Origin of the sequence: Occallatibacter sp., assembly GCF_049802275.1 — a bacterium.
GTDB lineage: Bacteria > Acidobacteriota > Terriglobia > Terriglobales > Acidobacteriaceae > Telmatobacter.
The window spans coordinates 1-6,902 of record NZ_JBARMD010000122.1; the positions used below are offsets into that span (position 1 = coordinate 1).

Here is a 6,902-nt window from a genome sequence, read left to right on the forward strand (position 1 = left end):
CCAACGGCAAGGAGGGCATCTTCAGCGTCGTTGACAAGGACGACTGCGCAATTATCCTCCCCATCCAAGACGGGCGCGTCTGGCTCGTCGAGCAGTTTCGCTACACCATTCAGGAGCGCGCGCTCGAACTTCCGCAAGGCGGATGGGAGACGGCAAATGTCGATCCCGAAGAACTCGCGCGCGGAGAGCTGAAAGAAGAGACCGGCCTGCACGCCACTGAGATGACCTGCCTCGGCTTCATGTGGATCGCATATGGATTCTGCCGGCAGAAACAGCATGTATTTCTCGCGACCGGCCTGACCATGAAAGAGCGCGAACCCGATGACGAGGAGCACGACCTGGTCATCCATACCAAATCGCTTGAAGAGTTTGAACAAATGATGCTCGATGGCACCATCCGCGACACTTCAACGCTGGCGGCGTGGGGACTCTATCTGAGTTGGAAGAGCAAGGGATAAGCGGGACCTCTGGTACGCCCCCACCCATATTCTGCAAAGAAATTCCCTGTTTTCATGTAGATGCAGGATGAATGCGGCGGCCGTGTCCGGTTGAACGATACACAAAAACTGCAATATTCGACGTAATACTTAACTGAAAACCGATGAGACGGCCTCTTGAAGCGATGGCCATCGATCATGTCTGTGCTACCGGCGTATCCCCTCGGCCCGCAGCAAGTCTGTTCCCGTATGCCTTGGCCAGACGGACGCGGAAGAGCCAGAAGATCATCAGTACCAAAGGGAAGAAGGTGAGCATGTACAGGATCCCCGTAGTTCGCATGAACGCCGGGAAAAGATAGGGGCGCGCCAGGAAAATGGAGGAAGTACCGATGAACAAGGCAAAGCACATACGCCACAGGTGACGCCCAAGTCTCTGCCTGCCGGAGAGCGCGCGACTCACCACCAAACGGGCGTCGCCAATCGCAGCGAGCGATCCCACAGTTCCCATTAGAATGTACGGGCCGGGCGGATATCCAAAGACCATTCCAGACGGGGTTTTCGCTGCTGCTGCGGCGAGCGTAAGGAGAGTGATCGCGATTGCTGAGCCAAACGCGGCAGCGGCCCAATTGAAGATCCCGATGCGGATCTCTCGATGCCGCATCGTCAACCATCCAGTGGAGACGAGGTAGGCGGTAAGCGAGCCTCCCAGAATGTTGCCTGGCTGCGACTTCACGATGGCCATTCCGATTCCGGTCAGGGCCAGGCTCAGCATGGCGATGACAAAGATGTCGCCAGTGCGACGGTGCCAGCGCGAGCCCTTGGGCAGAGACAGCGTCGCGGCGCCTGTCAGAACGCCGACGGTACCGCTCACGATATGCAGGGCTAGGACCGGGGAAGGGGACATTCTGCCGCTCCGTAGTGCTGTATACGATGGGGCCAGTTCCGTGGTTCAGGCTTTTTTCATGGCATCTATCCGGCGGCGGAGGTCATGAGGGCTTCGACCTTGGCGTCGAGTTCACGTGCAACGCGGAGGGCGTCGGGCTGTTCATAGCTGGCAAGAAAGCTGGCCATGGTGTCGTAGGATCGCTGCACTCCGTCTTCGCGTTCATCAATGAGGAGAGTGACGGGTGCGTAGGAGCCGGCGTCGTGAACGTGCCTGGCCATCGCCATCATGATCGCGGGATTTCCGAGCACGATACGGACGATTCTCTGCGTCACATTAGCTGCGGCAGTGCTGTGTGTCTTCTTCAGAAACTGGCCGTGATCGAAGCGCGTGAACTCCATGAAGCCGGAAAAACCGATGGCGCGTTGGACGGCTGCTTCCATCTCTGCGTACGTTGAAGTGGCGACGATTTCTTTCCAGAATGCATGCAAGTCTGGATGTCCTACTGCGGCGTCGATGGATGTGAGCACATCGTCAAATTTGCGGGAAGAGACCACGACACGGCGTTCGACGGTGATTCTCAGGTTCAACATGTAGGTTGGATGTCGAGCCGATTCGAAGAGGCGCAGGGAGTTTTGAGACGACTCCCAGGGCTGAAAATCCAGACCTGGGGCACCACGCTTATCTTACGCGGGACGATACTTCTTGAATGCCACGGTTGTGAGCGCGACGAAGAGCACGAGTGCGACGAGTTGAGCGAGTTTGAAGGGCATTTCCGTCTGCGTCGGCGCCAGCGAATGCAGAGCCGGGACCTTCTCAAAAGACTGGACAATCAGGACAAAGAAATTGAAGTAGAACGCCAGGATTGACGAGATCACGTAGGTTCCTCGCCAGGCGCCGCTGGTATCGTTGCGTCGGCGCGCAATGATCGCCACCACCAGCACCACAAGCGAGAGGATTCCAAGCACAATGGCGGGGGTGACTCCCTTAAAGGGAAAGAGAAACCCCGTCAGGCTGGTCAACGCGGTAGTGAAGAGAAATACGTTGGTCCACAACGACATGCGTTTCGCGGCAATCATGCCGTAGACAACAATGAAACCGGCACCAATAGCAATCAGGCTGATGTAGACATGTAGGAGAGTGAACGCTTTCAGGCTCATGCCAAGAATCATGATGGTGTCTCCTTTCACAAAGCTTGAAGAATGGGCCCTGGTTCGACTGGGATTTCAATACAAAGGGCGTGACGGAGGGATTTGGTCTGTTGGTCCGATTGTTTCCGAAGAGCCTGACCTACTCAGGCCTGGGGAGACTTCGAGAGCAGAAGACTAGCATACTGACTGCGGCAAGAACAGAGGGATGGTGCAGGAACTGAAGGCCGATTTGTTATCTCGCGAATTTCACGGGCCTGAAAATGAGGGGAGAAAGGTCCCTCAGGGGCTGAAGCCCGGCGTCTTATCTGTTTTTTCGGCATGACTGAAAGTCATGCCCTGTTACAAGACCTGAGTGAGAACGAGTTTTCCGCGCAGGCTCTGAAGGCCTCCGCTACTTCCTGACGCCTATGGCCGGTCGGCAAGCTCGATATACGGTGACGGGTAGACAGGGCCAATGTAGTCTGCACGCGGGCGGATGAGGCGGTTGTCGTCGAGCTGCTCGATGACGTGCGCGGCCCAGCCGGCCATGCGGCTTATGGCAAAGATCGGCGTGTAAAGATCGATGTCGATGCCCAGCGTCGCGTAGGTTGAAGCGGAGTAGAAATCAACGTTGGCGTTGAGCTTCTTGTCCTTGTTGATGTAGAGCTCGATGGCGCGCGACATCTCGAACCACTTGGGGTGGCCGGAGTCTTTGCCAAGCTGCTCTGACATACGGCGCAGGTGCGTGGCACGCGGGTCTTCAGTCTTGTAGACGCGGTGGCCGAAGCCGGAGATCTTCTGCCGGGCGGCGAGCATGTTCTTCACGTAATCGACCGGATCTGCGCCAGCCTTGTCGATGGTGTAGAGAAGGCGCATCACAGCTTCGTTCGCTCCGCCGTGCAGCGGGCCTTTGAGTGCGCCGATCGCTCCGGTGACGGCCGAGTGAATATCGGAGAGGGTGGCCGCGATGACCCGGGCGGCGAAGGTGGAGGCGTTCAGTTCATGATCGGCGTGCAGGATGAGTGCGATGTCGAGAGTACGGGTTGCAGTCTCGCTGGGCTTGACGCCATTCAGCATCCATAGAAAGTTGCCGGCGTGGGTCAAGGAGCGATCGGGAGGAATAACTTCGAGGCCCTTGCGGATGCGATCGTAGATGGCAACGATCATGGCGATCTGCGCGGTAAGGTTGTAGGCCTTCCGCACATTGGCGTCATGCGAGTTGTCTTTTTCGTCGGCGTCGTAAAAACTCAGCGCCGACACGGCAGTTCGCAGCACTTCCATGGGCGTGGCCGAGGTGGGGAAGGTGCGAAGCATCTCCACGATGCGCTGGTCGAGGGAGCGTGCCAGCGCGAGCTGGGAGGAGAATTCGCGCAGTTCGAGTTCGCTGGGCAGGCGGCCGTTCCACAGCAGGTAAGTGGTCTCTTCAAAACAGGAGCGCTCGGCGAGCTCGTGGATGTCGATGCCGCGGTAGGCTAAAACGCCCGCTTCTCCATCAATGAAGCAAATTCCGGAATTGGCGGCAACAATTCCTTCGAGACCTTTCCCAGCGACAACAGTGGACATAACCTTTGAAACTCCCCTCTTTTGGGTGGCTATAATCGATGCGCTTCCTGCCTTCGCGTGGACTTCAAGCGGAGCCCGGCGAAATGAGCGGTAATGCTCTTTATAAACGAGTGCTTCGTGGGTTGTCACGGTCACGGTGAACGACAGTGTCGTACTTTGGTCTGTTATCACGTTATGATGACGCTGGTTTAGTGCGATGGAATTCACGGTGAGGCCGGTGGAGGTGAGGGAGATCCTGCCTTGCCGCGAGCTTTACCGCCGCGAGATGAACTGCCAGATCGTTCATGATTCCCTGCATCTGCGGGACGGTTGGACGGTACCCTACCTCATTGAATTGGCTGGCGAGGTCGCCGGATACGGGTCAATCGTGGTGGGTGGCCCCTGGGCCGGGACGCGGACCGTCTTCGAGTTCTATGTCCTGGAAAAGCTGCGTTCGCGGTTTTTTGAGGCTTTTGATGCACTCAAGTCGGCGAGCGGAGCAAATGCAATCGAAACTCAGACCAACGACGTGATGCTGACGGCGATGCTGCACACGTGGGCGCGCGATGTATTTAGCGAAAAGATCGTCTTTGAAGACAAGTTGACCACCGCGTATCGCGTGCCGGGTGCGGTTCTGCGCAAACGCGAGGACGAGGGCGATTGGATGCTGCTGGAGGTTGGCGGAGAGGTCGCCGCGACCGGTGGGATCCTCTACCACTACAACCGGCCGTATGGGGATATCTGGATGGAAGTTGCGGAGGCGTTCCGGGGACGCGGATTTGGCACATACCTGGTGCAGGAACTGAAGCGGATTTGCCGGGAAGGCGGAAGCGTGCCGTGCGCTCGCTGCAATACTGATAACGTGGCGTCGCGTAAAACGTTGCAGAAGGCGGGGTTCGTACCGTGCGCGCACATCCTCTGCGGAAAGTTGTGAATTCGAGTTCAATCGAAGGGGAGCACCGCGTGCCGGACGCAAGTTATACAGGTGGGTCGGGGCTACGCAGCAATTTCGCCAAAACCGGCCCGATTCTTCTATAGTCTCTGTAGCCTTCCCTGACCCACTGAATCAGCGTTTGTGAGTATGTGCTGATGTCGCTGCCGGATCTGGGATTTGCGGAGAATTGAGCGTTTGCACTGTGGTTGCGAATGATTGGCGAATCGGGTCTAAGACAGATGAGAGCCCGCGCTTAAGGATTGCGGGGAGCCAGTTCCATGAGAACTGCTCCTGAGGAGAAGGGAAGCATGAGCGACGAGAGAACCACGATTGTGGAGACGACGCCTTCGTATAGCGGTGCGCTGCTGGGCGCGATTGCTGTGGCGGTGCTGGCAGCGCTGGGCGGCCTGGTCTGGAGTTATGCCCTGAGCAACCGCATCACGCGGCAGGAAGCAGCCCTGTCTGAGGCTAATCAGCAGAATGCCAAGCTGGATGCGCAATTGCGCGAGACCAATGCGCGCCTGCGCGTGGCCACGGACGAACTGGGCAAGAGCCTTGGGATGACGCAGAAGCAGATGGACGCGCGCGCCGAGCAGATTGTCGCTCGCGAGGCTGCGGAGAACAAGAGGTTGGAAACCGCGCAGAAGCAGACGGCGCAGCAGGTCACCGCGGTGCAGAGTGACGTCTCAAGCGTGAAGACTGATGTTGGCGGGGTCAAGACCGATCTCACCAAGACCCAGGGGGATCTTGCGACCGCTGTGAGCCAGCTCACCTCGATGAAGGGCGACTTGAGTAATCACGCCAGCTTGATCGCGCGCAACGGCACTGAACTGGAAGTGCTGAAACACAAGGGCGACCGCAACTACTACGAGTTCACGCTGACCAAGGGACAGAAGAAGCCAGTGGGTACTGTCAGCCTGGAGCTAAAGAAGGCGGACATGAAGAAGAGCCGCTTTACCGTGGTGGTCTACGCGGACGACCGGAGCTATGAAAAGAAAGACCGGAACGTGGACGAGCCGCTGCAGTTCTACAGCGGAAAGGACCCGGCACTGTACGAAATTGTGGTGAACACCATCGGATCCAAGAACACGGTCTCGGGTTATCTGTCCACGCCGAAGGGTGCGCCCGCTCCGCCTAGCGTTCAGTAATGGGACCCTTGGGTGCCAGGGTCAGGGACGGCAGGTACTGGAAGTTGAACGAGTAGTCCAGGCTCTTGCGTGAGTCCCAGTCAGCCTTCGTCATGCGGAACGAACAAGCGAATGTGCCTTCTTTTGTTTCGCCCTGTTGGATGGTGAGATCGGGCGAGATGGGAGTGGCATGCCACTGCATGAGCTGCGGGTACGCCTTGAAAATACGCTCAAAGTCCGTCGGAGTGGCGGCGTAGCTGGAGTGGATGCCGTCGGCCAGCGTGGCATTGGCGACAATCTGGTGCAGGAAGATCGGCTGCTTGCTCTGGTTGTGCAGGCGCACGTGCGTGAAGAGCAGGACCTGGTCGATCTCTTCCTTCGGAATTGCAGCGCCATTGGCATCCCAGCCGGAGCTTTCGGTATGCATCGGATGCACCCAGACATCGAGAATCTCGCCGGCTGAGGCGGGAGGCTTCTCGCCCATGAATATGTAGACCGCCACCGCGATCGAGACCAGCACAGTGGCGACCACGGTTGCGATGACTACATGGCTGGTGCCCCTGGTGTAGGACTCGCCGGCGGCCAGATCCTTTGATTCTTGTTGTAGCAAGCTCATGACGCACCTATCTTAGCGCCAATGGCGCCACACGGACTAGAGAAGCGCCAACGCGCGACGACTTAAGACGAAAAGCTAAGCTTACGCGGCCTTGCGAAATGGTTGGATCTTCGGCCTAGGTTTGCGGCTTGCATGCCAGAGGTCATAGTCCATTTGGAGACCAGCCCAGAATCCAGCGTGAGTTCCAAGAGCCTGCGATAGCCGCAATGACATCTCCGCCGAGATACCAGCGC

General features: G+C 57.8%; 8 protein-coding genes. 3 read left to right on the forward strand and 5 right to left on the reverse strand.

What is annotated here, in order from left to right; translation table 11 throughout:
• Nucleotides 1-458 (forward strand): NUDIX domain-containing protein (locus tag WA354_RS04030; RefSeq protein ID WP_472811725.1); only part of this gene is annotated, 458 nt, incomplete at its 5' end.
• Nucleotides 459-633: 175 nt separating this feature from the next.
• Here the strand turns inward: WA354_RS04030 and WA354_RS04035 are convergent.
• The 4 genes from WA354_RS04035 to WA354_RS04050 all read right to left on the reverse strand — a co-directional run bounded on the left by WA354_RS04035 (nucleotide 634) and on the right by WA354_RS04050 (nucleotide 4,013).
• Complete coding sequence (locus WA354_RS04035) at nucleotides 634-1,341, reverse strand: DUF2306 domain-containing protein (RefSeq protein ID WP_472811726.1); 708 nt, start codon at nucleotides 1,339-1,341, stop codon at nucleotides 634-636.
• Between the two features lie 65 nt (nucleotides 1,342-1,406).
• Entirely contained in the window at nucleotides 1,407-1,913 is a 507-nt protein-coding gene (locus WA354_RS04040) for a DUF302 domain-containing protein (RefSeq protein ID WP_472811727.1), read from the reverse strand.
• Nucleotides 1,914-2,006: 93 nt separating this feature from the next.
• Nucleotides 2,007-2,492, reverse strand: coding sequence for a hypothetical protein (locus WA354_RS04045; RefSeq protein WP_472811728.1), 486 nt, complete (start codon nucleotides 2,490-2,492; stop codon nucleotides 2,007-2,009).
• 384 nt (nucleotides 2,493-2,876) lie between these two features.
• Nucleotides 2,877-4,013 carry a citrate synthase gene (locus WA354_RS04050; RefSeq protein WP_472811729.1) on the reverse strand — a complete coding sequence of 379 codons (1,137 nt, stop codon included), beginning with the start codon at nucleotides 4,011-4,013 and terminating at the stop codon, nucleotides 2,877-2,879.
• Nucleotides 4,014-4,209: 196 nt separating this feature from the next.
• Between WA354_RS04050 and WA354_RS04055 the strand changes: the two genes are divergently transcribed.
• Nucleotides 4,210-4,926 (forward strand): GNAT family N-acetyltransferase, encoded by a 717-nt coding sequence (locus WA354_RS04055; RefSeq protein WP_472811730.1) that lies wholly within the window; start codon nucleotides 4,210-4,212, stop codon nucleotides 4,924-4,926.
• Between the two features lie 308 nt (nucleotides 4,927-5,234).
• A complete protein-coding gene (locus tag WA354_RS04060; protein ID WP_472811731.1) occupies nucleotides 5,235-6,074 on the forward strand; it encodes a hypothetical protein in 840 nt (279 codons plus the stop codon).
• Here the strand turns inward: WA354_RS04060 and WA354_RS04065 are convergent.
• A complete protein-coding gene (locus WA354_RS04065; protein WP_472811732.1) occupies nucleotides 6,061-6,669 on the reverse strand; it encodes a hypothetical protein in 609 nt (202 codons plus the stop codon). The two genes, WA354_RS04060 and WA354_RS04065, sit on opposite strands and share 14 nt — an antisense overlap.
• Nucleotides 6,670-6,902 lie beyond the last annotated feature (233 nt).